This window comes from Moraxella atlantae NBRC 14588 (genome assembly GCF_001591265.1).
Taxonomy (GTDB): domain Bacteria; phylum Pseudomonadota; class Gammaproteobacteria; order Pseudomonadales; family Moraxellaceae; genus Faucicola; species Faucicola atlantae.
Genome location: NZ_BCUL01000004.1, coordinates 139,817 through 165,454, shown reverse-complemented (window position 1 = coordinate 165,454; position 25,638 = coordinate 139,817). Strand labels below are relative to the sequence as shown.

23 protein-coding genes are annotated in these 25,638 nt (G+C 46.5%); 17 read left to right on the top strand and 6 right to left on the bottom strand.

The window, feature by feature from the left end; all coding sequences use genetic code 11:
• Positions 1–29: 29 nt before the first annotated feature.
• The 8 genes from MA2_RS04290 to MA2_RS04255 all read left to right on the top strand — a co-directional run bounded on the left by MA2_RS04290 (position 30) and on the right by MA2_RS04255 (position 7,959).
• Positions 30–386: a roadblock/LC7 domain-containing protein gene (locus MA2_RS04290; RefSeq protein WP_067056995.1), complete on the top strand. Its 357-nt coding sequence runs from the start codon at positions 30–32 to the stop codon at positions 384–386.
• A 545-nt stretch (positions 387–931) separates the two neighbouring features.
• Positions 932–2,494 carry a glutamate--cysteine ligase gene (gene gshA / locus MA2_RS04285; protein WP_067056991.1) on the top strand — a complete coding sequence of 521 codons (1,563 nt, stop codon included), beginning with the start codon at positions 932–934 and terminating at the stop codon, positions 2,492–2,494.
• A 28-nt stretch (positions 2,495–2,522) separates the two neighbouring features.
• A complete protein-coding gene (locus MA2_RS04280) occupies positions 2,523–3,077 on the top strand; it encodes a disulfide bond formation protein B (RefSeq protein WP_067056988.1) in 555 nt (184 codons plus the stop codon).
• A 253-nt stretch (positions 3,078–3,330) separates the two neighbouring features.
• Positions 3,331–4,206 carry a substrate-binding periplasmic protein gene (locus MA2_RS04275; RefSeq protein ID WP_067056986.1) on the top strand — a complete coding sequence of 292 codons (876 nt, stop codon included), beginning with the start codon at positions 3,331–3,333 and terminating at the stop codon, positions 4,204–4,206.
• Between the two features lie 66 nt (positions 4,207–4,272).
• Positions 4,273–6,465, top strand: coding sequence for an ATP-binding protein (locus tag MA2_RS04270; RefSeq protein ID WP_245945264.1), 2,193 nt, complete (start codon positions 4,273–4,275; stop codon positions 6,463–6,465).
• 51 nt (positions 6,466–6,516) lie between these two features.
• Positions 6,517–6,879, top strand: a complete 363-nt coding sequence (locus MA2_RS04265) for a response regulator (RefSeq protein WP_067056982.1) — start codon at positions 6,517–6,519, stop codon at positions 6,877–6,879.
• Between the two features lie 51 nt (positions 6,880–6,930).
• The gene (locus tag MA2_RS04260) at positions 6,931–7,392 is read left to right on the top strand and encodes a chemotaxis protein CheX (protein WP_067056978.1); all 462 of its coding nucleotides are present in this window, start codon (positions 6,931–6,933) and stop codon (positions 7,390–7,392) included.
• Positions 7,393–7,512: 120 nt separating this feature from the next.
• Positions 7,513–7,959 carry a chemotaxis protein CheX gene (locus tag MA2_RS04255; RefSeq protein ID WP_067056975.1) on the top strand — a complete coding sequence of 149 codons (447 nt, stop codon included), beginning with the start codon at positions 7,513–7,515 and terminating at the stop codon, positions 7,957–7,959.
• A gap of 85 nt (positions 7,960–8,044) precedes the next feature.
• Here MA2_RS04255 and guaA read toward each other — a convergent pair whose 3' ends face one another.
• The 6 genes from guaA to dnaA all read right to left on the bottom strand — a co-directional run bounded on the left by guaA (position 8,045) and on the right by dnaA (position 16,872).
• The gene (gene guaA, locus MA2_RS04250; protein ID WP_067057063.1) at positions 8,045–9,631 is read right to left on the bottom strand and encodes a glutamine-hydrolyzing GMP synthase; all 1,587 of its coding nucleotides are present in this window, start codon (positions 9,629–9,631) and stop codon (positions 8,045–8,047) included.
• A gap of 55 nt (positions 9,632–9,686) precedes the next feature.
• Entirely contained in the window at positions 9,687–10,232 is a 546-nt protein-coding gene (locus tag MA2_RS04245; RefSeq protein ID WP_067056972.1) for a manganese efflux pump MntP, read from the bottom strand.
• Between the two features lie 33 nt (positions 10,233–10,265).
• Positions 10,266–12,791 carry a DNA topoisomerase (ATP-hydrolyzing) subunit B gene (gene gyrB / locus MA2_RS04240; protein WP_373279749.1) on the bottom strand — a complete coding sequence of 842 codons (2,526 nt, stop codon included), beginning with the start codon at positions 12,789–12,791 and terminating at the stop codon, positions 10,266–10,268.
• Positions 12,792–12,998: 207 nt separating this feature from the next.
• On the bottom strand, positions 12,999–14,183 hold the full coding sequence (gene recF, locus MA2_RS04235; RefSeq protein ID WP_067056969.1) for a DNA replication/repair protein RecF: 1,185 nt from the start codon (positions 14,181–14,183) through the stop codon (positions 12,999–13,001).
• A gap of 80 nt (positions 14,184–14,263) precedes the next feature.
• Complete coding sequence (gene dnaN / locus MA2_RS04230; RefSeq protein ID WP_067056966.1) at positions 14,264–15,442, bottom strand: DNA polymerase III subunit beta; 1,179 nt, start codon at positions 15,440–15,442, stop codon at positions 14,264–14,266.
• 86 nt (positions 15,443–15,528) lie between these two features.
• Positions 15,529–16,872 (bottom strand): chromosomal replication initiator protein DnaA, encoded by a 1,344-nt coding sequence (gene dnaA / locus MA2_RS04225; protein ID WP_067057056.1) that lies wholly within the window; start codon positions 16,870–16,872, stop codon positions 15,529–15,531.
• 815 nt (positions 16,873–17,687) lie between these two features.
• Between dnaA and rpmH the strand changes: the two genes are divergently transcribed.
• The 9 genes from rpmH (at position 17,688) to MA2_RS04180 (ending at position 25,600) form a co-directional block, all read left to right on the top strand.
• Positions 17,688–17,822: a 50S ribosomal protein L34 gene (rpmH, locus tag MA2_RS04220; protein WP_062500206.1), complete on the top strand. Its 135-nt coding sequence runs from the start codon at positions 17,688–17,690 to the stop codon at positions 17,820–17,822.
• A gap of 143 nt (positions 17,823–17,965) precedes the next feature.
• Complete coding sequence (gene rnpA, locus MA2_RS04215; RefSeq protein ID WP_245945359.1) at positions 17,966–18,382, top strand: ribonuclease P protein component; 417 nt, start codon at positions 17,966–17,968, stop codon at positions 18,380–18,382.
• A gap of 14 nt (positions 18,383–18,396) precedes the next feature.
• A complete protein-coding gene (gene yidD, locus MA2_RS04210) occupies positions 18,397–18,741 on the top strand; it encodes a membrane protein insertion efficiency factor YidD (RefSeq protein WP_067056963.1) in 345 nt (114 codons plus the stop codon).
• A 146-nt stretch (positions 18,742–18,887) separates the two neighbouring features.
• The gene (gene yidC, locus MA2_RS04205) at positions 18,888–20,576 is read left to right on the top strand and encodes a membrane protein insertase YidC (RefSeq protein ID WP_067056960.1); all 1,689 of its coding nucleotides are present in this window, start codon (positions 18,888–18,890) and stop codon (positions 20,574–20,576) included.
• A gap of 11 nt (positions 20,577–20,587) precedes the next feature.
• Positions 20,588–21,994: a tRNA uridine-5-carboxymethylaminomethyl(34) synthesis GTPase MnmE gene (gene mnmE / locus MA2_RS04200; protein WP_245945358.1), complete on the top strand. Its 1,407-nt coding sequence runs from the start codon at positions 20,588–20,590 to the stop codon at positions 21,992–21,994.
• Between the two features lie 23 nt (positions 21,995–22,017).
• Positions 22,018–22,542: a transcriptional regulator NrdR gene (nrdR, locus tag MA2_RS04195; protein WP_067056954.1), complete on the top strand. Its 525-nt coding sequence runs from the start codon at positions 22,018–22,020 to the stop codon at positions 22,540–22,542.
• 268 nt (positions 22,543–22,810) lie between these two features.
• Positions 22,811–23,185 carry an HAD-IIIC family phosphatase gene (locus tag MA2_RS04190; RefSeq protein ID WP_067056951.1) on the top strand — a complete coding sequence of 125 codons (375 nt, stop codon included), beginning with the start codon at positions 22,811–22,813 and terminating at the stop codon, positions 23,183–23,185.
• A gap of 75 nt (positions 23,186–23,260) precedes the next feature.
• Positions 23,261–24,829 (top strand): hypothetical protein, encoded by a 1,569-nt coding sequence (locus MA2_RS04185; RefSeq protein WP_067056947.1) that lies wholly within the window; start codon positions 23,261–23,263, stop codon positions 24,827–24,829.
• Positions 24,830–24,856: 27 nt separating this feature from the next.
• Positions 24,857–25,600, top strand: coding sequence for a glycosyltransferase family 2 protein (locus MA2_RS04180; protein ID WP_067056944.1), 744 nt, complete (start codon positions 24,857–24,859; stop codon positions 25,598–25,600).
• Positions 25,601–25,638: the final 38 nt, after the last annotated feature.

The window sequence follows — 25,638 nt, the reverse complement described above, 5'->3', positions numbered from 1 at the left end:
TAAAATTGAAAGAATATGAGGAATTCATCATGGCAAAGCTATCTTTAGATTCACTAACAAATATTGATGGTTTTATCGCAGCAGCATTGGTTGATAGCGAATCAGGTCTATCACTGGCGGCAGTGGGTACGGGTCTTGACCTTGAGTTGGCTGCAGCAGGTAACACTGAGGTGGTACGTGCAAAACGTAAAGTTTCTAACGCTTTGGGTCTAAATGATAACATCGAAGATATCTTGATCACCTTGAGCAAGCAATACCACTTGATTCGCCCATTGGTACGTAACGAAAACTTGTTCTTGTACTTGGTGCTTGATCGCCAAAAATCTAACCTTGCTATGGCACGCCATGAGCTAAAAGGTTTTGAAACTGAGCTTGATTTTTCTTAATTTTAGAAAATTAAGTCAAATGGTACCCATGCTGCGGCGTGGGTATTTTTTTGGTTATTTTTATCATTCGTTGCCGTAAAACCACCGACTTCAGGCGGTGGATATAAGGCAATTGTTAAATGCGATGAGTTTTGCTATACTCATCTCACTATATTCAATGTCTTACATTCCACAGTTAAGTTAAGACTAAATTGCGAGTACGCAGTAACTTAACTGGTAAGACGTTTCCAAACACACACTTAAGCTAATTCGTGTCTATGACAATCCTAACGGTAGGATTAGCTTAAAATAAGAACCTAAGATGTACGGTGTGTCGTACGGGCGGTTGCCATTGTCTTAGGTTTGCGGTGGGGCTTCACCGTCTTGCAGAAGGAATCCCCTCACTTTAGGGAGGGGAGGAAGTCAAGTGATGCGCGGCTGTTTCACGAAAAATAATACCGTAAGCTTGCGTTTGGTGGCATAATTTCAATTATTCACAAGTAGTTTTATGACAAATAGCTGCTTATGTGCAAATTAGACCAAAAATTTAACCAACGGAAGTTTTTATGCCACAAGCCGATGTATCCCAAGCCTTTGTTTTGCCCGATTGGCTCAATGCCGATTTGTTAGCCAGTATGCGGCGCGGTATTGAAAAAGAAGGCTTGCGTATGCGCCCCGATGGCTTTATCGCCCAAAGCCCACATCCCACGCGTTTGGGCTCTAAGCTGACCCATCCGCACATCACGACGGATTATGCCGAAAGCCTGCTTGAGCTGATCACCGAACCGCTAGCCAGTGTGCAGCAGACGTTGGCGCAACTGCGTGAGCTGCATATTGTGGTGCAACAAGCGTTAGAAAACGACGAACTGTTTTGGGGCATGTCGATGCCGTGCATGTTGGCAGATAGCGATGACGATATTTTGTTGGCAGATTATGGCAGCTCCAACAGTGGACGGTTAAAAACTTTGTACCGTCATGGTTTGGGTTTGCGTTATGGGCGGCGCATGCAGACGATTGCAGGGTTGCACTATAATTTATCATTTGGCGATGATTTTTTTGGCACGTGGCAGGCGGCTGAGGGTCATCACGATGCGCTGAGCGCGTTTAAAAATGCCAAGTATTTGGCATTGGTACGCAACTTTAAGCGTTTGTTGCCATTGGTGTTGTATCTGACGGGGGCAAGTCCTGCGGTATGCGCGTGTTTTTTGACAGGTCGCCAACACCATTTGCAACCACTCAATGACAAGGGCTATTATTTGCCCAATGCAACTTCTTTGCGTATGGGTAAATTGGGCTATCAAAACAACGTGCAAGATGATCTAGATATTCGCTATAACCGCTTGGATGAGTATGTAGCAGGCTTGCAACAAGCTGTTGGTACGCCACACAAAGGCTTTACTGCGTTGGGCATTGATACATCCGATGGTACGCCAACGCAAATTAATGACCATATTTTGCAGATTGAAAATGAGTACTACAGTGCAATTCGTCCCAAACAAACCACTCAAGGCGATGAAACCCCAAGTGAAGCACTAGCGGCGCGTGGGGTGGGCTATATTGAGCTACGCGCGCTTGATCTTGATCCGTACAGCGAGATTGGTATCAGCATGGATACGGCTTGTTTTATGGAAATTTTGGCATTGTACTGCCTGCTAAGCGACAGTCCTGAATTATTGCCCGATGAGGATGCCCGACTATCTATAAACCAAGAACGCGCGGTCAATGAAGGGCGCGATCCTCACGTCACTATTTTGACCCCGACGGGTGAGGTGCGTTTACAGGATTGGCTTGACGGGCATTTGCAAGCTATGTTGCCTGTAGCAACTTTGCTAGATGAAACATACGGCAGCAACACTTACCGCCATGCCTTGACGGTCATGTTGGGTCGCTGTCATCATGCTGAGCTGACACCTTCGGCACAAGTGTTGCACGATACGGTGCAGGCAGGCGGCACATGGCAATTTGGTAAAAAATTGGCAGAGCAACACGCGCACAGTTTGCGTGCTCAGTCATTGGGCGCGCGTGCTGCCTATTATGCCACATTGGCCAAACAGTCTGTCAGCGATCAGCAAACGCTAGAAACCAATGATACGCTAAGTTTTACTGATTATATCGCACGTTTTCGCTGATTGGTTCATTCAATTTTAGGTTAGTACCATGACGACTCAGCCACTTACTACCACCTCTACCCCACAGCGCACACTTTGGCGGCGTATCACCAGCTATCGGGCGTTGTCGGGCTGGCTTGCGTTGGCAAGCATTGTGGGCATGGCGTTTGCGTACGGTTATTTGCAGCGTACGGTTGGACTAGACCCGTGTCCGCTGTGTATTTTTCAGCGGCTTGGGCTGATTGCCATGGGCGTGTTTAGCTTATTGGCGTTTGTGATCAATCCTAAAACTGTCATGCCACGTGTTGGTTTGATGGTCGGTGCGCTGCTTGGCATGGCATGGTCAATTGGTTGGGCACTGCGTCACGTTTGGCTGCAGCATTTGCCGCCTGACCAAGTGCCATCGTGCGGCCCCGGTTTGAACTACTGGGTCGATACTCTGCCGATTGCACAGGTGATTGCCGAGGTGTTTAAAGGTTCGGGCGAATGTGCGGTCATTGATTGGACGTTTTTGGGCTTTAGTATTCCTGAGTTGTCATTGGCGTTTTTTGGCGTTTTGGCGGCGATGATCATTTGGGCGATGGTGCGCGCCAAAAGAGGATAAGTCACTTTTGACGCGTACTTTTTAATCATACGAAAATTGATATTTACTATACAAAACAACTACAATAGAAATAGTTTTCAACTATATTTCAGTCTTATGCTATATTTACAAAATTTTACATTGAATGATTGAGATGTAATAAACGACTCAATATACTGCTATCTATCTGCGATTTTTGTTACTTTATTACTCAAAAAGTAAATCCATACTGTTTACTCTGTCTTTTTATTGCTCAATTATTAAAGGATTGCCTATGAAACGCTGGGCTGGTCTAGGTATGTTCGTATGTGGTGCGGTGTTAAGCGCGTGTACACAATCGAATGTAGCCAATAATCAAGATGCGGCAGCAGGTGCTGCCAGTGCGCCAACAGGTGATAGCTTTGTTTCTAAACTGCCTGACAATGCGCCTGTGGTCAAAGTAGCAACAACGGGCACGATGCCACCGTTTTCAGTCCTTGATCAATACGGCAATTTAACTGGATACGATGTCGATGTGATCCGTGCGATTGGTGAGGAAGAGGGCTTTCGCATAGAATTTGTCAAAGATCCGTTTTCAAATTTGTTTAATTCGGTAGAATCAGGTAAAACAGATTTAGCGATTTCGGGTATTTCTTATAAGCCTGAGCGCGCCGAGCGTTACGCATTATCCGACCCTTACTTTTTTAACCCCTCAGCGATTATGTACAAGGATAATAACCTAAATATACAACGCTTTGAGGATTTAAAAGGCTTACACGTTGGCGCGATGGACGGCACGATTCAGTACGAAAAAATCAAAGATGCCAATATTGCCCGTGAACTTACGGCAACGCGTAGCACTTATTTGCTTTTTCAGCAGCTTGTGCAGGGTAATGTGGATGCGATTTTGCAGGATTATCCATTGCTTAAAGAAACCGCCAATAACCATCCTGAGCAAAAAGTCAAGATTGTGCCTTATCAAGACCAAAGTGACCCGACCTCACAACAAGTCATCGTAATGAAAAAAGGCAACAATGCGCTACAGGCCAAAATCAACGACGGTATTCGTAAGATCAAAGCCGACGGTACACTCAAAAAAATTGATGATAAATGGAAAATTAGTGTTGAGCAAGACATGGCAACGCCTGCCAGCGCATCTGCCACACCATAAGCTCGATTTGTTACCGCTGCATTGCTAAACCACGCCATTTGCAACCATTTTTTAGGGTACGTTATCATGAAATTACCGCGCACGACCCCGTCTATGACCAAACCATTGGTGCAAGCGCCCGCCGATGATGGCTCACGTTATCGCTCGCTGATTGCCTCGATCACGCTATTCTTGTCATTGATTGGTGCATTGTTAGCGTTTACGTTTTATACCTCCAACATCTTGGCAAAAAACACCACCTTGATCAACACCACCAACAACATTGCCAACAACGCCCAGTCGGTGCTCAAGGATCTGTTTGACTTGCAAAACAGCTATGGTGAGGATTTTACCTCACCCCACATGAGTACAGTTATCAAGCGTTTGCAAGATAGTAGCCAATCGATTGATCAAAGTCTTGGCGCGCTTGAAAAAGGTGGCGTTCTGACCACTGGCATGGGTAGAACGCAAAAAATCGACCCCATCACTGACCCAGCCATTCGCCCTGCCTTGGCACAAACCCGTGAGCAATGGGAGCAGCTACGCCCTCGGGTTGATGACTATCTAAAAGTTGCCAAAGATCTTAAAGTAGATGCTGCGCCTGCGCTCAACGCCGCCAACGATCAAGCCAAAACCTCAAGCTTGGTGATGAACGACACGCTCAACACCTTGACAGGTACTGTATACGACCGCGCCCAAAACGAAGCAAACTTGATTCGTTTGATCCAGCTGCTGGGTGTTGGTGCGATTTTAACCTACTTTGGTATCTTTATCTTCTTCTTCGTGCGTCGTTTGCGTGAAGCTGATGCGCAAGCCGCGGCGGCACAGCGTGAAACCGCCGAGATTATGGCAAACGTAAACACAGGCTTGTTCCTGTTAAACAAAGATTTGAGTATTGGTAACCAGTACTCAGCGCAGCTCACCAACATCATGGGCACCGACCAAATCGCTGGCGAAAACTTGGCACAACTACTTAAAAATAAGGTGACTGCCAAAGATTTGGAGGTTACTGAAGGTTTTGTTAAGCAGCTATACAACCCACGGGTAAAAGAAAAGCTGATCGATGACCTAAATCCTCTCAAAAAGGTGCTGTTGCAAGACGAGGGCAAAACCAGTGGCGCCAACAAGTACCTTGATTTTAAATTTTCGCGCGTTTATGACCAAAACAACATCGCACGTATCTTGGTCAACGTACAAGACGTAACCCAACAAGTGCGCCTAGAACAACGCCTAGAAGAAGAACGCGCGCAAAACGACTTACAAATCGAGATGCTCACGACAATTTTGAACGTTAGCCCCACGATCATCAACGAATTTATCCAAAATACCAAACAAAATATCGTCAAAATCAACAATATTCTCAAAACACCTGGCAGTGACCAAGGCGCGTTGCGCGATAAACTTGCCCAGATGTATCGCATCATGCACAGTCTAAAAGGTGAAGCGTCGGCATTAAACCTACATACCTTCACCAACATCGCCAATAACTTTGAAGAAAAACTCAAAGGCTTACAGGCAAAAGATAAGCTTAGTGGTAACGACTTTTTGCCATTGACGATTCACCTAGACGAACTATTAAGTCTATCTAATACCATTGAAAGCTTAGGCTTGCGGATCAACCAAAACGCTGCACCTGTTACAGATACCAGCGCAGCACCAACGAGCAGCGGCACCAGCGAGGTGTATACCATCAAGCCGCAAATCACTGCCAATACAGCCAATGGTGGTATGAACGCATTTTATCAACAATTTGCCGACAATATTGCCACGCGCCAACAAAAACAGGTGCAGCTTAAAGCGTCAGGGTTTAACAGCATTCAACCACCTGCTGACATCGCTGCTGTGATCAAAGATATCACCATTCAGCTGGTACGTAACGCAGTGGTACATGGTATTGAAACGCCTAAAGTTCGTGAATCACGCGGTAAACCAGTGGTTGGAAAGATTAATCTTAGTTTGATTGAACTGTCTGAGTCTTACAAGCTGATGATTGAAGATGATGGTAATGGTTTGGACTTTGATGCCATTCGTGCACGCGCGGTGCAAATGGGCTATGATGCCAATGACTTGGCGCAGTGGTCTGAACAGCGTTTGACTACCCTGTTGTTTAAATCAGGTTTTAGCACGCGTGAACACGCCGATGACGATGCAGGGCGCGGCGTTGGTATGGATATCATTCAGGCGCACATTGACCAAATGAATGGACAAATCAACGTTGATAGCCAAGCTGGCAAATACACGCGTATGACCGTCAAAATCCCTAAAAATCCCGTGCAATAGCTAGACGTTAGGCTTTAGTTTATCAATCAATACACAACAGGCAGAAAATTTATGTATCGCTTAATGATTGTCGATGATTCAAACATCATTCGTAACCGCATTCAGCGCGTGTATAACGCAGATCAGTTTACCTTGGTTGCTACAGCAAGCAACGGTCAAGACGCGCTTGACAAATTTGACCTCTACCGTCCGCAAGTCATCACCATGGATTTGACCATGCCTCAAATGGACGGCTTAGAATGTATCGAAAAACTGGTTGCTATTGACCCAGAGGTCAGAATTCTGGTTGTCTCGGCTTTATCAGATAAAGCGACGGGCATCAAGGCACTGGAATTGGGCGCGAGTGGTTTTTTGTGCAAGCCATTTTCAGAAGAAGAGCTTGGCGAAGCGCTGGATGAATTGGTCAGTGATTGATTATTACAACGTATTTGATAGACAGCCAAAATTATTTAGTGAGAAATTGACATGATAGAAGAAGATTTTCAGGTATTTATTGACAGCGTTATTAATTATTTTCAACAAATGAATGATGCTGATATCATCGTGGATACCCCGTATCTTAACGAAAACCAAACACCGATTTTTGAAGAATATACAGGCGTGATCGGTATCAGCGGCAACAATAAAGGCTTGGTGTATTTTACCGCCTCTAAACCAATGCTACTAAAAATCTTACAAATCATCCAAGAGACTGACAACAGTGAAGAAAACTTGGTTGATTTGGTTGGCGAGGTTGCTAACACCATCTCAGGCAACGCACGGCGCAAGTTTGGCGATGAATTTAATATCTCCGTACCGTTTGTGTTCAAAGGTCAGCCCGAAACCGTTTTGCTGCCCAAAGACAAGGACAAACACACGTTTATCATCCCGCTAAAATGGAATGACCATCAAGCCTTTATCGGCATTTACCTCAATGGTAATGGCTAAATATAGCCTAATTGATCAAATCGTTGGTTATCAAGCATAAGCTGGCGTGGGAGTTCAACGCCAGCTTAGCGTTGTTTTGCCCACCCTATCCGAATTAAGCAACTGATGTGAGCCTCCGCCATGAAAGCCGAAAAATTGCACGTTTTTGTTGAATCTGTTGCGCATTTTTTTAAACAGATTCGCTCTGACGATGTCGAGGTTGATACCCCTTATCTTAACGACAACACCACGCCGCTTGCCTATGACTATAGCGGTATTATCAACATCACAGGTCCGCTAGAAGGCTGCGTGTATGTCAGCTCAGAGACACCCATGCTGCGCAATATTCTACTACACATGGGCGAGCCTGCCACCACCGAGGAGCTACTCAAAGACTTGGTCGGTGAGATTGCTAACACCGTGTCGGGCAATGCGCGGCGTGAGTTTGGCTCAGATTTTATTATCTCAACGCCGATTGTGGTTGAAGGTGTGCCCAGTGAGACTTATCTTCCTACCAACAAACGCTCATATATCATCCCTGTCAAATGGGATCGTTACAAAACATTGATTGGGATTTGTTTAAGCTAATGCCTAAGCCAAGTGCCCCAATACTTGGCTAAAAAAAGCACCCTTTTTTCGAGGTGCTTTTTTGCATTACTAGATGTTGGCCGATTTATTCCCATTCAATCGTTGCAGGCGGTTTGCTTGATACGTCGTAAGTTACGCGTGATACGTCTTTGATTTCATTCATAATACGGTTAGATACCGTTTCGATCAGTTCATACGGTAAGTGAGCAAAACGTGCGGTCATAAAATCCACCGTTTCGACCGCGCGTAACGCGATTACCCACGCATAGCGCCGCCCATCACCAACTACACCAACGGATTTAATCGGCTGAAACACGGCGAATGCTTGCGCGGTTTTGTCATACCAGCCTGCGTTTTCAAGCTCTTGCATAAAAATCGCATCGGCTTGGCGCAGGATATCAGCGTATTGTTTTTTGACTTCACCCAAAATACGCACGCCTAAGCCAGGACCGGGGAATGGGTGGCGATAAATCATTTTTTCTGGTAGGCCTAAGCTAATGCCCAACTTGCGCACTTCATCTTTGAACAAATCGCGCAATGGCTCGACCAATTCAAACTGCAAATCATCAGGCAAGCCGCCAACGTTGTGGTGACTTTTAATGACATGCGCTTTGCCTTGGTGGCTTTTTGCCGACTCGATGACATCAGGGTAAATCGTGCCCTGTGCCAAAAACTCAATGCCCTGCCCTGCTGAGGATAACTCACGCGCAGCGTCGCTAAATACATCGATAAAGGTTTTGCCGATGATTTTACGCTTGGCTTCGGGGTCACTTACGCCTGCCAATGCAGTTAAAAAGCGCTCTTCTGCATCAACGCGCACGACTTTAACGCCCATATTTTCGGCAAACACTTGCATGACTTGGTCGCCTTCATGTAAGCGCAGCAAACCGTTATCAACAAAAACACAAATCAGTTGATCGCCAATTGCCTTATGAAGCAATGCCGCCACCACGGAGCTATCCACGCCACCTGATAGCCCAAGCAAAACCTGTTTGTCGCCCACGCGCTGCTTGAGCACCTCAACTTGCATGTCGATGATATTGGTTGGCGTCCAGTCGTTGGCACAGCCGCAAATCTGATGCACAAAGCGTGAAATAATCGCCGCGCCTTGTTGGGTGTGGGTGACTTCAGGGTGAAATTGTAAGCCATAGTATTGGCGCGTATCATCCCCCATCGCCGCGATTGGGCAGCTTGGCGTACTGGCTGTTGCCACAAAACCATCAGGCAGCGCAATGACCTTATCGCCGTGGCTCATCCATACAGACAATTTGTTGGGCGCGTCCTCAATTTCACCTAGTAGCGCGTCATCGGCAATTTTATCAATCACCGCCGCGCCAAATTCCTGCTGTGCACTAGCAGCAATTTGTCCGCCAAAGCGCTGTGCCATCGCCTGCATGCCGTAGCAAATACCCAGCACAGGCACGCCCAAATCAAACACGGCATCATCAATCAAAGGCGCGTCGTCCAAATACACACTCTCAGGACCGCCCGACAAAATCACGCCTTTGGCACCAAATTCGCGGATTTTATCTACGCCGATGTCATAGGGGTAAAGCTCACTAAACACACCTGCTTCACGCACACGTCGCGCGATGAGCTGGCTGTATTGTGAGCCAAAATCCAAAATTAAAATACGGTCTTGCTTAATCGCTGCTTGTGTCACCGTGGTTATCCTTTTGCTTGCTACCAAAATCTTGTGCAATGATTGATGCAACTGATGCTGCGTATCACGCGCCCACTACCATTTTAATGCCGATCGCCATCAGCACAAGCCCACCAAAGATTTCTGCCTTGCTCTCAAGCCATGTGCCCGATTGCTTGCCCAACCATACGCCAACAAAGCTAAACGCAGCTGTCACCGTGGCTATCAACAAGCACGCACTATAGGCATTAATAGGCAGTAAATTGAGCGTAAACCCTGCCGCCATCGCATCGATACTGGTCGCCACAGCAAGCGGCAACATAGCTTGGTGGCTGATCCGCGGCGGCATATCGGCCACATCATCATCGCCAAAGGCTTCGTACAGCATTTTTGCACCCAGTGCCAGCAAAATCACACAGGCAATGTACGGCGCGGTCGATTCAATCCAGCCTAAAATTGTGCGTCCACCCAGATAGCCCAGTAATGGCATAATACCTTGAAACGCACCAAAATATACCGCTGCCAATGTTGCCGTACGCGCGGTGTGATTGCGGTGCTTAGCACCCAAGCCAATTGACACGGCAAAGGCATCCATCGATAAGGCGATCGCCAGTAAGAACAGTTCCAACACGGTTTATGTCACCGATTTATGCCAATATCGTGTTTAAATATCAAGGTTTGCCACAGTCAAGGCATTTTCTTCGATAAACGCGCGGCGTGGCTCGACATCATCGCCCATCAAGCAGGCAAACAGATGATCAGCAGCAATTGCATCCTCGATAGTGACTTTGAGCATATGGCGGTTTTCAGGATCCATGGTGGTTTCCCACAGCTGCTCAGCATTCATCTCGCCTAAGCCTTTATAACGCTGAATTGTCAAACCGCGGCGCGCCTCGTGCATAAGCTGCTGCCACAGCTGCGCCATGTTTTGCACCGCAAGGGTTTTGTCACCGATTTGCAAATACGCGCTGTCGGTCAAAGCATGTTGCCATTGGTTGGCAAGACGATGCAAACGCGCATATTCGCTTAAGCCAATAAAACTGGTATCTAGCAAATACTGCTGCGGCAGTTGATGCACGTGAATAACCACCTGCGGCAAGTAATACGGTTGCTCGGTGTCTGCGTTGTCGTCAGCCGTTTGTGCATTGGCTTGGTTAAACGCTACCAAACTGACCTGTGGTTGTAGTTCAGGCGCGATGCGCTGCAATGCTGCTGCAAAATCTACCAACCAGTGCTGCATAAAGTCGTGGTCAGTCAGCTGCTCGGCGTTAAGTTTATCAACGCGCGTCAATGCGTCTAACATCGCGGCAGGGTATTTGATTTGCAAACGCGCTTTGATGGCTTGGGTATGGTTGTAGTCATTAAGCAAAGTTTCTAACGCTTCACCGCGAATCGCAGGCGCGTCGCTGCTTGGGTGAAGTTGTACAGTATCAATAGTGGCCGACAGCAAGTAGGATTTGAGCGCGTCATCATCTTTGACGTATAGCTCTTGCCGCCCTTTTTTGAGCTTGTACAAGGGTGGTTGAGCGATATAAATATGACCGCGTTCCAACAGCTCGGGCATTTGGCGAAAGAAAAATGTCAAAAGCAGCGTACGAATATGCGAACCGTCCACATCCGCGTCAGTCATGATGATGATTTTATGGTAGCGCAGCTTGTCAGCGTTGTACTCTTCAGGGCCAATACCTGTACCAAGTGCGGTAATCAGCGTACCGACCTCTGCCGATGACAGCATTTTATCAAAACGCGCGCGCTCAACATTCAGGATTTTACCTTTTAGCGGCAAAATCGCTTGTGTCTTACGGCTACGACCTTGTTTTGCCGAACCGCCTGCCGAGTCACCCTCGACGATATACAATTCAGACAATGCTGGGTCTTTTTCTTGACAATCCGCCAGCTTGCCTGGCAAACCTGCGATATCAAGTGCGGTTTTACGCCGCGTCATTTCACGCGCTTTACGCGCTGCTTCACGGGCGCGCGCCGCGTCAATGATTTTGCCTGCGATGGCTTTGGCGGCATTTGGATTTTCTAATAGATAATCTTGAAATTGCCCGTGCATGGCAGTTTCAACCGCGGACTTGACTTCGCTGGAAACCAGTTTGTCTTTGGTTTGGCTAGAGAATTTGGGGTCAGGTACTTTAACTGAGACAATTGCAGTCAAGCCTTCGCGTGCATCGTCGCCTGTCACTGCGACTTTCTCTTTTTTCATCAAGTTTTCGTTTTCCATGTAGCTATTAAGCCCACGGGTCAATGCCGCACGAAAACCTGACAAATGCGTACCGCCATCACGCTGCGGAATGTTGTTGGTGAAGCACAAAACCTTTTCGTTGTAGCTGTCTGTCCATTGCAGCGCAACTTCAACACCGATACCATCGGCTTGCTGACTGGTAAAATGCAGCACATCATTGAGCGCGTTTTTGCCTGCGTTGATGTAATGGACAAACTCCGCCAAGCCACCTGCATGCTCGAACACTTGTTGCTTACCGCTGCGCTCATCGGTAATGACAATTTTGACGCCTGAGTTTAAAAAGGACAATTCACGCAAGCGTTTTGCCAAAATGTCATAGTCAAAAATTGTCGTGCTAAAAATTTGATCGCTGGGGTAAAACCGCACCTGTGTGCCGCGTTTGCTTGAAGGCTCTAAACGCTCAATCGGGGCCAGCGGTTCGCCATCTGCATAGGTTTGGCGGTGATGGTAACCATCGCGCCAGATGTCAAGCACCAGTTTTTGTGACAGCGCGTTGACCACTGACACGCCAACTCCATGTAAGCCGCCTGATACTTTGTAGCTGTTGTCATCAAACTTACCGCCTGCATGCAGTACCGTCATAATCACTTGCGCTGCTGATACACCTTCTTCAGGATGAATATCGACAGGAATACCGCGTCCGTTGTCAGTAATACTGACCGATTCATCCTCATGAATCACCACGTCAATTTGATCACAATGCCCTGCTAGTGCCTCGTCGATGGCATTATCAACGACTTCAAACACCATGTGATGCAAGCCTGTGCCATCATCGGTATCACCGATATACATACCGGGGCGCACGCGCACCGCTTCTAAGCCGTGCAAAACACGGATACGGTCAGCGCCATATTGGTTGTCAGCATGGTTCACGGGCGTGTCTTGGCTCGCTGTGTCTGCGTGTGTGTTGAGTCCGTCTGCCCCATTTGCCATGTCTACCATGCTTGCTCCTGCTTGCTCGCCCACACCTGCTTTATGGGTTTGTTCAACACCAAATGGTTGCACAAACGCTCTGATTACACCAAATGTTGGCGATGTACTTTTGTCAAAATCAAAGGGGATATTTTAGCAAATTTTGGCAAAAAAATCATCCTTTGACCTCGCTTTAGATAGAGATTTTGATGGATTGTTGTGTGTCATAGATAGGATTTAACCATCATCAGAGCTTGCACTGACCACGCCGTGATCAAGATGAAATACGCTTAGATCTTGCGCCCAAATTTCACGCAATACGGGCACAATATTTGTGGATAAACTGGTGATAAATAATTGACATTGCACTTGTTTAAGCCCATGTAAAAGCAAATTAAGCGCATGCGCATCAAGCTCAGCGGTGATATCATCAATCAACACCAACGGCACCTTACCGACCGCTTGCAGCAGCGGTAACTGTGACAGTCGAAACGCCATCATCAGCAGCTTACGTTCACCACGCGACAGCATATCCACCGCAGGTAGGCTATGGGTATGCACTTGTCCTGTGTCATCGCTGATATTCTGCTCAAGCATGACTTGGATATCAGCACGGTGGCTACCGACACGCGTGTAGCCCAGCGTGATATCGCTATCAAGCCGCCCGGCAAGCAATGTCGCCAAACCTGTCTTACTATCAAAACCTGCGCTATAACGCAAACGCAGCCGCTTGGCATAGTGCGGCAAAAAAACCTCAACCTGTTCGGCAAAATATGGCTGCCAACGCATCAGCAAATCTTGGCGCAACGCATGGATCTGCTCGGCATATTCAGCAAGTTGGTTATCCCACGCAGTGATTTCTTGTCGATGCAAGGCAGAGATCTGACGTTGCCCTGCCAAAGTTTTTAGGAATTGGTTGCGCTGTCTGAGCAGACGCTGGTAAGCCAACCATTGTCCATGAAAATTTTGTTCCACGTGAAACGCCAACCAATCAAGCAGTTCGCGGCGACTTTGACTGCCCTGCTCTAGCGCGACCAAACTTACTGGTTCAAGTAGCAGTGTAGGCAACAGCTGAGTCAGTGGGCTTTGGGTGGCTAATGTTTGCCCATCTAAGCGCAGCTCAGTGGTAGCGTCTTGTGATTTTTGAACAGCAATGTTTTGATACGTTGGGCTAAGCGCGAAAAGCTTATGGGTAGAAGAAACAAGCTTGGCAAAAATAACAGTACTGCTAGACCCATGAGTAATGTAATACTTGGGCTGATGATGGCGAAAGCTTTTACCGCGTGACAGTAGGTAAATTGCCTCTAATACTGTTGTTTTGCCGCTGCCATTATCACCCAAAAACACATTACACACTTTGGGGCTAATATCGGCATACTGAATGCTACGCAAATGATGAATGTGTAAACGGACGATATTCACGGCATCCTTGCTCTATTGTTTTTCCGTTTACCCAATCCAACTGATTACCCAGTGCAATTTAATAGACAAAAAATGACCCACTAAATACGCATTGGCATGATAACATAATCATGCTGACTGTCATTGACTTGACGGATCAACACCGAGCCATTGGCTTGCTGCATATGCATATCGATGTCACTTTGTAACACGTTGAGCACATCAAGCAAATACGCCACATTAAAAGAAATCTCCATCGGCGCGCCTTGATAACGAATCGGCAATACTGCACTGGCTTCATCGTGTTCGGCGTTGCTGGTGCGGATGCGCACGCGCTCACTGTCACCAAACTCAAACACCACACCACGCAATTTTTCATTACTCAATACAGACACACGGCGCAAGATATTCGCAAGTGCCTCTTGGCCAAATCGTGCAACTTTATCGGTGTTGGTGGGAATAACACGTCGATAATCGGGGAATTTACCATCAATCAAGCGCGCGGTAAATGTGACCACCACAGGCGCTCGTGTGTTATCTGCAGCTTCTTCACTTTGCCCAAATGGCAACATGACTTGGACAAATTCACGCCCAATATTTAGCGTGATAGCATTGTCTACATTCGGCGAGCTGCGGCGCATTTCGCCAAGCAAGCGTTGCAATTCTAGCACCGCCTTACGTGGTAAAATTGCGCTTAATGTTTCAGCAGACGTTTGCATATTGGCAGCACGCGCCAATGCCAAACGGTGACCATCCGTTGCCACCGCAGTCAGTGCCCCGTCTTTTAGCTCGACCAACATACCTGTTAGGTAATATCGCGCGTCTTGTATCGCCATCGCAAAGTGGGTTTTATCAAGCAAATCCAGCAATGTCTCGCGCGACAACACCACAGACGTTGCAGCTTCAGGCACGCCAATCAGCGGAAAATCCTCTGCAGGCAAAGTATTGAGGCGAAACTGGCTATCAGCAAATACAATTTGGCATTGCTTATTATCCGTGACATCAATTGATACCTGCGCATCTTCAGGCAACAGCTTGATAATTTCCTTAAACTTATTGGCAGGTACGGTAATTTGTCCTGCTTGTTGGCACGCCCCTGCAGGCAGTGCCACCTCTGCTTGTAGCTCAACCTCAAGATCGGATGCTAATAATGTCAAGCGCTCAGGAGACAAAACCAGTTTTAGATTTGCCAAAATCGCAAGACTATTGCGTTTATCGGCGGCTTTAAAAATCAAATTCACCGCATACATAAGCATGGCTTGGGAGATGATCAGCTGCATGTCTTGCCCCTGTTGAGTGACGCGGTATTTTGCGAAAAAAAGTCTAACGACTCATCGATTAACAAATAACGTACTATTATCGCCAATTAAGTTTGTAACATCAAGCGCAATGAGCGATAGTCTTTATCAAACATGGTATCAGTGGCGCACAACTCTTGCACCTTGTCACACGCGTGCATCACCGTGGTATGGTCACGCCCGCCAAATGATTGCCCGATCTCAATAAAGCTGTTGTTGGTTAGCTCACGCGCCAACGCCATCGCCATTTGCCGAGGACGCGCGATATGTCGCGTGCGTTTTTTACCCATCAAATCCTTGACCGAAATATCATAAAATTCTGCCACCACTTTGCGGATGTTATCCATGCTTACCGCCTGCACGCGCATGGCAATCACGTCTTTTAACGCGATTTGCACCATCTCCAAATGAACAGGCTGGTTAAGTAGCCGCGCCATTGCCAACACTTTATTTAACGCTCCTTCAAGCTCACGCACATTGGCAACCACATGCTGGGCGATAAAAATTGCGCAATCTTTGGGCAGTTCTACGTTTTTAACTTTGGCTTTTTTCTGTAAAATTTGCACACGGGTTTCTAGCTCGGGAGGCTCAATAGCTACCGATAACCCCCAAGCAAAGCGCGACTTGGTTTGCTCGTCAAATTCACTTAACGTACTGGGGTGGCGATTTGACGCCAAAATAATCTGTTTGTTTTTTCGCAAAAAATCGTTAAATAACTGTAAAAATTCTGCGCTACTTTTGGTTTTGCCAGCGATTACATGAATATCATCAATGATCAGCAAATCTGCCTGCTTGATTTTTTGTTTAAACTCATCAACCTGATTATGTTGAATGGCACTAACCAGCTTATTGACAAATTTATCCGAAGTAAAATAGTAAAAACTTTTATTTTGTTTAACAATTTCATGCGCTACCGCTTGCATCAAATGGGTTTTACCCAAACCCGTTGCGCCATACAAAAATAGCGGATTGTTTTTTGCTGCCCCCAAGTTAGCCGCAGTTTCCTTACAAATACTATAAGCCAGCTGGTTATTTTTGCCAGTAACAAACTGATCGAACGTTAAGCTTGAATCTAAGTTTTGTAGTGGATTGCGCTTATTAGTTTCGGTTGTTACTGTCGATTCTGTCATTGCGCTGGCTGCCTCAACTTGCCGAACAGGCATATCAGGCGCCTTATCAATCGTCACTTTGACAGTAAGCGGTGCTTCTATGCTAAATTGCGCAACCAAACTTTCAATTTGCGCCAGATAATTTTTTTCGATGTAAGTAGCAAAATACTGGTTAGGTACCGTAAGATATAGAATATCCTCCTGCTGATACGCCGATAAAGGACGAATCCACATCGTAAAGATGTTATCAGGTACTAAATACTTTAATTCCTCCACACAGCGTTGCCATACGGAATTTACCATAATTTTTTGCCCCCACATTGACGCGGCATACTTTATCATATTTACCAAATTTGACAACCAATTTTGGGTATTTTCTACCTGTGGATAAGTCGGTGTATAACTTTGTGGATAATTTTTTATAACGACTTTTACACATTTTATCAACGCGTTTTCCACCGAGTTATCAACACCCTAAGTTAATGATTAATAACACAAATGTGTTACTTATCCACAGAAATACGCCTCACTAATAATAATAATATATATATTATAATTTATTATTAGGGCGAAAACTTCTGTGGATAACTTTGAAATATGTAAAATTTTTTTTGAATTATTTTTTAAAATTTATGCATCAGTTGGTAAAAATATTTTTAGAAATTAACTTGACTTACAGTTTAAACCTTTGCATAATAGCGCACTAAATTTTATCATTCGTTGCCGTAAACCTGCGACTTCAGGCGGTGGATATAAGGCAATTGTTAAATGCGATGAGTTTTGCTATACTCATCTCACTATATTCAATGTCTTACATTCCACAGTTAAGTTAAGACTAAATTGCGAGTACGCAGTAACTTAACTGGTAAGACGTTTCCAAACACACACTTAAGCTAATTCGTGTCTATGACAATCCTAACGGTAGGATTAGCTTAAAATAAGAACCTAAGATGTACGGTGTGTCGTACGGGCGGTTGCCATTGTCTTAGGTTTGCGGTGGGGCTTCACCGTCTTGCAGAAGGAATCCCCTCACTTTAGGGAGGGGAGGAAGTCAATTCAGTTTTGTTTTGGCTTTGGTCTGACTTTGTACCAATGCTGATTTGGACAGGTGGACAGTTATGAAACGTACTTTTCAGCCCAGTAATCTAAAGCGTAAACGTACTCACGGTTTTCGTGCGCGTATGGCAACCAAAAATGGTCGTCAAGTGTTGGCACGTCGTCGTGCGAAAGGTCGTCATCGTTTAACCGTGTGAGCTAGTGATGGTAATCATAAGCTATTTTACGCTTTAGTCAGATAGTCAAATTTTTAAAAAGCGATTTAACAGAAGTTATATCGCTTTTTTCTTGTTAGATACCCGTAAAAAAGTAGGTCTGGGTATAAGGTGTGGATAAGTCGGTGCAAAAGGCGATAAAACCAAATTTGCAATTAAGCCATAGGCGTTTTACCAAAACCCAACGCCTGCTAACGGCGCAGGATTTTAAACAAGTCTTTGATCATACCGCTTTTAAAGTACATACGACACATTTACTTTTTTTTGTGCGAGTGCGACACGATCAAAATGCGCCCAATCGTTTAGGTTTGGCGATCGCCAAAAAGAAAATTAAACGTGCGCATGAGCGTAATCGCCTCAAACGTTTATTACGCGAATATTTTCGCCAGTATCAAGCGCAGTTACCTTGTGTGGTTGAAATGGTAGTCATTGCTAAGCAAGACGTTTCAAGTTGTGACAATGTCGATCTGTTAGCACAGATAGCACAAGCCTTTGAGCAGATTACGCGTAAGTCCTTAAAAATGCAGCGATCAAATGTTTAGTCGGTGAAATGCTGATGAAACCTCATGCTGACACGTCCTGCCCTCCCCTACCGTCTGTGCACTCACGTTTTACGCAGTTATTGTTGGCGTTGATTCGTGTGTATCAGCGTTATATCAGCCCAAGTTTGCCGCCGCATTGTCGGTTTTATCCCACGTGTTCACAGTATGCTTTGCAAGCGGTAATTTGGCATGGCAGTTGGCGCGGTGGTTGGCTGGCAGTTAAGCGTATAGCACGTTGCCATCCGTGGGGTGGTTCAGGGATTGATTGGGTGCCACGTCCGCTGTACCGTTATCGTTTTTATGCGGTGGATGTCGTTGTGATCAACCCATGTTTGGCTAAACAGCATTTTGGTAACTAAAGTTTTGTTTCAAATTACTGGCAAAAATATCTTTTTGGGCATTTTTTTAGTAAAATAATGGCTATTTTGGCTATTAGTTGGCAGTAATCAGGCTGATGAAGGTCTATCTTGGGTTACCATTCGTTTGGCACGGCGGGGATTTGGCTATGCAAAAAATTCTACGAATTTTAATTATCGTGGCAATGCTGATTACCAGTTATTTGTTGGTGTTGGCGTGGCGCGATGATTACATTACGGGTGGTAAGCCTGCGCCACCGACTGCGACGGCGCCTACCACAGCCTCGGATGTGCCTGCAGGTCGTGGGACGGCTAATCCTGCCAGCGATGTGCCAGTAGCCAGTAATGCAGCCAGCACGGTGACGCAAGCGACAGGTTCTGCTCAGCAACTAATTGAGGTGCAGACCGATAAGTACGATATTCGCATCAACCCCATGGGCGGTGATGTGGTCTATGCGGCATTGCGTGACGAGGCAGCGACTTTAGACAATGCTCAACCATTTGTCTTGCTAGAAGACAATAGCAGCCGTGTGTACGTTGCGCAGTCGGGACTGGTCGGACGTGATGGTATTGATGGCGGCACAGCGCGTGCGCCTTATAGCACGCCGCGTTATCGCTATCAGATGACGGCGAATGATAAAACACTGGTCGTGCCACTAACGTATCAAAAAGATGGCGTGACTATTAGCAAAACCTATACATTCACCCAAGGGCAATATCCGATTCAAGTGGCGTATAACATCAATAATACCAGCCGCCAGATTTGGCAAGGTCAGATGTATGCTCAGCTAAAGCGTGATAACAGCAAAGATCCAGGGCTTGCTGATAAAGGCGCGATTAGCATGGCGACTTATCTTGGCGGTGCATGGGGTACACCTGACAAGCCCTATAACAAGCTTAAGTTTAGTAATTTTGACGAAGCACATCTTAATGTCAGCACACAACAAGGCTGGGTGGCGATTGTGCAGCATTATTTCTTGTCTGCTTGGGTGCCACATGGCTATACCGCCAGTTTTTATACGCGTTCGGTTGGCAATGATCATATCATCGGCTTGATGAGCAATCCTGTCGAGGTTGCTCCTGCTAAGCAGCTGACGCTAACCACCACGTTGTATGCAGGTCCCAAAGATACGCATGTATTGCGTCCGCTTGCTGAAGGCTTGGATAAAACCGTTGATTATGGTGTATTGTGGCCGATTTCAAAATTCCTGTTTTGGGTACTAGAAAGCCTGCATAAGGTGATCGGTAACTGGGGTTGGTCAATTATTGCTTTGACATTGTTGGTTAAGTTGGCGTTGTTGCCGATTTCCAACAAGAGTTATTATTCGATGGCAAAAATGCGTGCTATCGCCCCACGTTTACAAGCGCTAAAAGAAGAGTATGGCGATGATCGCATGCGCATGTCACAAGAGATGATGCGCATTTACAAAGAAGAGCAGGTCAATCCGTTGGCAGGCTGTTTGCCAGTATTGATGCAGATGCCAATTTTCTTGGCATTATACTGGGTATTGGTCGAGTCTGTGCAGTTGCGTCATGCTCCGTGGATTGGCTGGATTCATGACCTATCGTCAATGGACCCGTATTTTATTCTACCATTGTGTATGGGGCTGGCGATGTTTGTGCAGCAGTCACTCAACCCACAGCCAACTGACCCAATGCAAGCGCGCGTGATGAAATTCATGCCGATTATTTTCACTGCATTTATGCTGTTTTTCCCTGCAGGTTTGGTGTTGTATTGGACGGTTAATAACTTGTTTAGCATGGTGCAGCAGTATTTGATCAATAAACAGGTGGATAAACAGCAAGCTGCCAAAGATGCAGCACGCAACGTGGTTTAATGGTGGATCACTTGGTAGAAAATTCGGTCGAAAGCGCTTTGACGACGATCGCTGCGATTGCCACGCCTATTGGGCGCGGCGGTGTTGGTGTGATTCGGCTGTCAGGTAGGGCGGCGTATGACATCGCGCAGGCTTTGACCAAGTCACCAACTGGCGAAAAATTACACACTTTTTGTCCTCGTCAAGCGCGGTTTTGTCGGTTTTACGCTGATGATGGTAGCGTGATTGACGAAGGTTTGGTGCTGTATTTTGCCGCGCCTCATTCATTCACAGGTGAAGATGTCATCGAGCTGCAGGGGCACGGTGGGGTGGTGCTACAACAGCAATTGTTGTTGCGTGTATTTGCGCTTGGGGCCACGCAGGCGGCTGCTGGGGAATTTTCTGCCCGTGCGTTTGCCAATGACAAACTGGATTTGGTGCAGGCTGAGGCGATTGCTGACGCCATCGATGCGACCAGTGTGGCGGCAGCAAAAAGTGCCATGCGCTCATTAACGGGTGAGTTTTCAAGTCGTATCAACGATTTATTGCACCAACTTATTCATCTGCGCTTGCACGTTGAGGCGGCGATTGACTTTCCCGACGAAGAGGACGTTGATTTTTTAGCCGATGGGCAAATTGCTGAACAACTAGCGACACTACAAACCCAGCTAAACGCCGTGCTTGCCAGTAGCCAGCAAGGGCAGTTGCTGCGCGATGGGGTGGCAGCGGTGATTGCAGGTAGACCCAATGCAGGCAAGTCGAGCCTACTTAATCGCTTGGCAGGACAAGAGCGCGCAATTGTCACCGATGTAGCAGGCACAACGCGCGATACGCTGCAAGAAACCGTCATCATTGATGGGCTTAAGCTCAATCTAACCGATACAGCAGGGCTGCGCGATACCACCGATCACGTTGAGCAAATCGGTATCGTACGGGCGCAAAATGCTATCGCGCAAGCCGATATTGTGCTACTGGTGTATGATATCAGCCAAACCGCTGACCCATTGGCATTGGCGCATGAATTATTGGGCGAATTGCCGTCATCCAAACGCCTGCTGCTAATTGGCAATAAAGCTGACTTGCTCCATGCTGACCAACACGCCGCGCTAGAGGCTTATGATTGGCAGGGTTATGCACACGTTACCGTATCGTGTGTGACAGGCTCAGGGCTAGAGCAGCTTAACCAAACCTTATGCGCTATGGTTGGCTTTCATCCTGTCGAAGGCACATGGCTTGCACGCGCACGACACTTGGATGCGCTGCGCCGTGTGCAAACCGCATTGGTCGAAGCAGACACACAGCTGCACACGTTTCATGCAGGTGAATTGGTTGCCGAAAGCCTGCGCCAAGCTCAGCAGTATTTGGGTGAAATTACAGGTGAATTTAGTGCCGATGACCTGCTTGGGCAGATTTTTGGCAGTTTTTGTATTGGCAAATAAATAAAACATGAGTCACACGCAGCATGCATTGCCCATTTTGTAACGCCGAAGATACCAAAGTTATCGATTCGCGCCTAGCGGCGGATGGTGCGCAAGTACGCAGACGACGCCAGTGTGTCCAATGCCAAGAACGCTTTACCACCTTCGAGGTCATCGAGGCGGTCATGCCACGAATCATCAAGAGTAATGGGCGCATTGAGCCGTACGACAACCAAAAGCTGCGGCGCTCCATCCAATTGCCCTTGCAAAAACGTCCAATTGCCAGCGATCGTATTGAGGCGATGATTAGCCGTATTGAAAAACAACTGCGTCAGTTAGGTGAGCGCGAGGTCAAAAGCCAAGTTGTCGGTGAAATCGTCATCCGTGAATTGCGCGAGCTAGATGATGTCGCCTATGTGCGTTTTGCTAGCGTGTATCGCAACTTTCAAGACATCGAAGCCTTTCAGCAGCTGTTGGTTAGTCTATCCGATGATGTTGCTAAGGCAGAAATTCGCGAAAAGCTACAAGATTTAAGTCAAAAAACTGCCAAGCCATCGGCAGGCATTTAACAGTAAATATCTGTTTAATTTTTTAAAATATTATTAAAAATATCTATAAAAAATAATCAAGATGATAAGACCAAACACCTGCATTGAATTTACCCCATAAACGTATTACAATCAAACCATCTGATCGATTTTCTAACCTTTTTTAAAATGTATACCAGCGGCATTGGCTTAGCACTATCCATGCTGTTTGGCAGTTTTTACGCTCAAAAATTGCTGTTTTGCGGCAAGCATTTTGAAGTTTGACTATCCAATAATAACGAGGACAACCATGAAGCGCATTATTTTTGATCTAGATGATACACTGACACGCACCACCAACGGCGACTACGCCAACGCCGAGCCGATCACCCCCGTGATTGAAAAACTGCGCGATTATCACGCCCAAGGCTTTTGTATAGTGATTCATACCAGTCGCAACATGCGTACTTACAATGGCAATGTTGGTGAAATCAATAAAAATACCCTGCCGATTATTTTAGAGTGGCTAAAACGTCATGATGTGCCGTTTGATGAAATTTACGTGGGTAAACCCTGGTGCGGATTTGATGGTTTTTATGTCGATGACAAGGCGTTGCGCCCCGATGAGTTTTTAGCCATGAGTTATGATGAAATCAAAGCCTTGCTTAAACTTGGTAAGGATTAATTTTAACGATATTCGCCATAAATAATATTTCACATTACGATAATTTGCGGTATATCACCGCTGTGAGAATGGATCATGTTTGTAATTATGTCAGCGGCGTATGTCGGCGCTGAGCTGGAAGCCGAAATTGGCAAAATTGTGCCGTGTATGTTGCCGATTGGCAACAAAAAATTGCTTGAGCTGCAAGTGCAAGCAGTGCGCGAGCGTCTGCCCGATGAAGCCATCGTCTTGGCATTGCCCGAAAGCTATGAGCTGCGCATAGATGAGCAGACGTTGGTGGATCAGTTAAACGTACGTGTCTGTGCCGTGCCCGATGGTTTTGAGTTTGCTGCTGGGCTATTGTATGTGCTTAATATTGAGTGCGGCAAGGATGTGGGCACCATTCGCGTGCTGCAGGGGCATACACTGATTGTGGATTTGCCAACAGCAAGCGATGTTATCGCGGTAGCAAATCGCCCAAGGCTGTATGAGTGGCACACCGAGCAGGAGCAAGATGGCGTTGACGCGGTGTGGACGGGGTACTTTTGTTTTGCAGATTTAAGCACGCTGATCAAATCATTGGCATTGTCGCGCGGTAAATTTGGTAAAGCTGTGCAGCGTTACCGCAAGGTGCGTCCGCTCGCCAGTCAGTGGGTAAGCAGTTGGTATGATTGCGGCTATATCAATACGTTTTTTAACACGCGCGCGACCATCACCACCCAGCGAGCGTTTAATAGCCTGCTGATTGAAGCAGGACTTGTAACCAAGACCAGCGAAAATGACCATAAAATTTGTGCCGAGGCGATGTGGTATACCAAGCTTGCGCCTACGCTCAAGCAATTTACGCCGCAGCTGATCGACCACGGTACCAATGAAGCAGGTCAGGCGTTTTATCGTTTGGAGTATTTACCGCTACTACCGCTCAATGAGCTGTTGGTGCATGGGCGCAATGCGCTGCCGTTTTGGGTATATATTTTTGAATTATTAGAAGACTATCTAACACTATCAGCGGATAGCCAAACCTTGACCGATGCGCAAAAACAAGCCATTCAAGCAGGATCAGACAAGCTGTATCGTGATAAAACGCTTAAGCGGCTGGCACAATTTAGCGCGGATACGGGCACAGATTTACACGTACCGATGCGCTATCAAGGACGCGCGGTTGGTAGCATTGCCGAGATTTGTGACGATTGTATCGCGCGCGCGCTTGCGCTACCCTACAGCTATGCCACATTACATGGTGATTTGTGTTTTAGCAATATCTTGTTTGATGCCCGTGGACAGCGCATCAAGGTGCTAGACCCGCGTGGCACGGATGTAGACGGTAACATCACCCACCTAGGTGATCAAAGCTACGATATGGCAAAAATCGCGCACTCAGTGATTGGGCTGTATGATTTTATCATCGCAGGTCGCTATCAGTTGGATCAACAATTAACCGACACAGGCTGCGATGTTGCGATTAATTTTGAGCTTGATCCGACCACGCGCGCGCTGCAAAACGCCTTCATGCAGCAGTATTTTCGTCAGTATGACAAAATCGCACTGATGCCTGCGGTGGTACTGCTGTTTTTATCCATGTTGCCGTTGCACAGCGATCGCCCTGATCGACAGCAAGCCATGTTGGTCAATGCAGTGCGTTTATACGCCGATTATGTGATATAAAATTTGCAATAATAATAAGGAAAAATAATGATCGTTATCCCAATGGCAGGTTTAAGTAGCCGTTTTTTTAAAGCTGGATTTGAGCTACCCAAATATCAGCTCATGCTGGCTGGGCAAACGGTATTTGCGCGCGCGTTGCAGTCGTTTACGCGCTATTTTAGCAGTGATTTGTTTGTCATCATTGTGCGTGACGTCTACGACACACCGACGTTTGTTCGTGAGCAACTTGAATATCTAGGGGTGCAAAACTACCATATCTGTGTGTTGCCAAACGAAACTGATGGGCAAGCGCATACGGTGTATCTAGGGCTACAACAGCTCGCAAAACAGCAACCTATCGCGCCTGATGAGCCGCTGTATATTTTTAATATCGACACGTTTCGCTATGACTTTGTTAAACCTGAACAAGCGGCGCAGTGGGAGGGCTATTTAGAAGTCTTTCGTGGTGAAGGCGAGCATTGGTCATTTATCGCGCTTGATGATGAGGGGCGCGTGATACGCACCACCGAAAAGCAGCGTATCTCGGATTTGTGCAGCGATGGTTTATATTATTTTAAATCCGCGTGCCGCTTTATGGCGTTGTTTGAATATTGCCAAGCCAATAACGTGACCCATCATGGCGAGTTATACATTGCTCCGATGTATAATTTGATGATTGCTGCTGGCGAAACAGTGGGCTATGTGCTCATTGAGCCGCATGAAATCGATTTTTGCGGCACACCTGCAGAATATGAGCACCTGCTAACACACGGGTTACAGCAGAATGCCTAGCCCAATTGCTCAGCCATTTGATCAACAAGAATTTATAA

Bases quoted from the DNA above. Each gene is read 5' to 3' on its own strand.
- MA2_RS04185 (WP_067056947.1), top strand. From the start codon at position 23,261: ATGTTTGTAATTATGTCAGCGGCGTATGTCGGCGCTGAGCTGGAAGCC.
- gyrB (WP_373279749.1), bottom strand. From the start codon at position 12,791: ATGGTAGACATGGCAAATGGGGCAGACGGACTCAACACACACGCAGAC.
- MA2_RS04180 (WP_067056944.1), top strand. From the start codon at position 24,857: ATGATCGTTATCCCAATGGCAGGTTTAAGTAGCCGTTTTTTTAAAGCT.
- MA2_RS04190 (WP_067056951.1), top strand. From the start codon at position 22,811: ATGAAGCGCATTATTTTTGATCTAGATGATACACTGACACGCACCACC.
- nrdR (WP_067056954.1), top strand. From the start codon at position 22,018: ATGCATTGCCCATTTTGTAACGCCGAAGATACCAAAGTTATCGATTCG.
- rpmH (WP_062500206.1), top strand. From the start codon at position 17,688: ATGAAACGTACTTTTCAGCCCAGTAATCTAAAGCGTAAACGTACTCAC.
- gshA (WP_067056991.1), top strand. From the start codon at position 932: ATGCCACAAGCCGATGTATCCCAAGCCTTTGTTTTGCCCGATTGGCTC.
- MA2_RS04290 (WP_067056995.1), top strand. From the start codon at position 30: ATGGCAAAGCTATCTTTAGATTCACTAACAAATATTGATGGTTTTATC.
- MA2_RS04255 (WP_067056975.1), top strand. From the start codon at position 7,513: ATGAAAGCCGAAAAATTGCACGTTTTTGTTGAATCTGTTGCGCATTTT.
- MA2_RS04260 (WP_067056978.1), top strand. From the start codon at position 6,931: ATGATAGAAGAAGATTTTCAGGTATTTATTGACAGCGTTATTAATTAT.
- yidD (WP_067056963.1), top strand. From the start codon at position 18,397: ATGAAACCTCATGCTGACACGTCCTGCCCTCCCCTACCGTCTGTGCAC.
- MA2_RS04270 (WP_245945264.1), top strand. From the start codon at position 4,273: ATGAAATTACCGCGCACGACCCCGTCTATGACCAAACCATTGGTGCAA.
- dnaA (WP_067057056.1), bottom strand. From the start codon at position 16,872: ATGGTAAATTCCGTATGGCAACGCTGTGTGGAGGAATTAAAGTATTTA.
- MA2_RS04280 (WP_067056988.1), top strand. From the start codon at position 2,523: ATGACGACTCAGCCACTTACTACCACCTCTACCCCACAGCGCACACTT.
- MA2_RS04265 (WP_067056982.1), top strand. From the start codon at position 6,517: ATGTATCGCTTAATGATTGTCGATGATTCAAACATCATTCGTAACCGC.
- dnaN (WP_067056966.1), bottom strand. From the start codon at position 15,442: ATGCAGCTGATCATCTCCCAAGCCATGCTTATGTATGCGGTGAATTTG.
- MA2_RS04275 (WP_067056986.1), top strand. From the start codon at position 3,331: ATGAAACGCTGGGCTGGTCTAGGTATGTTCGTATGTGGTGCGGTGTTA.
- yidC (WP_067056960.1), top strand. From the start codon at position 18,888: ATGCAAAAAATTCTACGAATTTTAATTATCGTGGCAATGCTGATTACC.